The sequence below is a fragment of the Sphingomonas sp. CCH9-E2 genome (assembly GCF_001557215.1).
In the GTDB taxonomy this organism is placed as follows: Bacteria; Pseudomonadota; Alphaproteobacteria; order Sphingomonadales; family Sphingomonadaceae; genus Sphingomonas.
Window position 1 is genome coordinate 1 of sequence record NZ_LSJM01000037.1, and the last position, 472, is coordinate 472.

1 protein-coding gene is annotated in these 472 nt (G+C 73.9%); it reads right to left on the reverse strand.

Annotated elements, in window-relative coordinates; genetic code table 11:
- Positions 1 to 57: 57 nt before the first annotated feature.
- Positions 58 to 472: DUF3168 domain-containing protein (locus AX681_RS01940; RefSeq protein ID WP_231734850.1), on the reverse strand; the 415-nt coding region annotated here is incomplete at its 5' end.

Below are 472 nucleotides of genomic sequence, written 5' to 3' on the forward strand. Positions count from 1 at the left end.
CCATCGGCAGGATATTCTGAAATGGGTGGCCGGGTGGGGGAGCGGGCCGGTGCCGTTTCAATCAGATTTCAGCATGCGCAGCCGCCACTCGCTCGTCGCGATCCAGCGTCCTTCGCCCTTCCGCTCGATCCGCGCGCGCAGCAGCACCCGGCTCGCCAGCTCCCAGCCCCCGCCGATGGCACGCGGCAGCCCCGCCATCGCCACCTCGACCTCGCCCGCCAGTGGCCGCAGCCGCGCCGGGCTTTCCCCGGCATCGTGCACGCTCACCACGACCCGCGCCTCGCGCCCGGCCATGTCCTTGGTTCCCCACTCGCTCAGCTGCGCTTCGCCGATCACCGCATGCGGCGTGGCAGCGCGCACCGGCGGCGCGCCGAATATCCCGGCCAGCCCCTCGGCGAGCGGCGCATGCGCGCTCAGCGCCGCCCGGATCGCCTCCGCCAGCACCCCCGCCGCGCTCATCGCACCGCTCCCG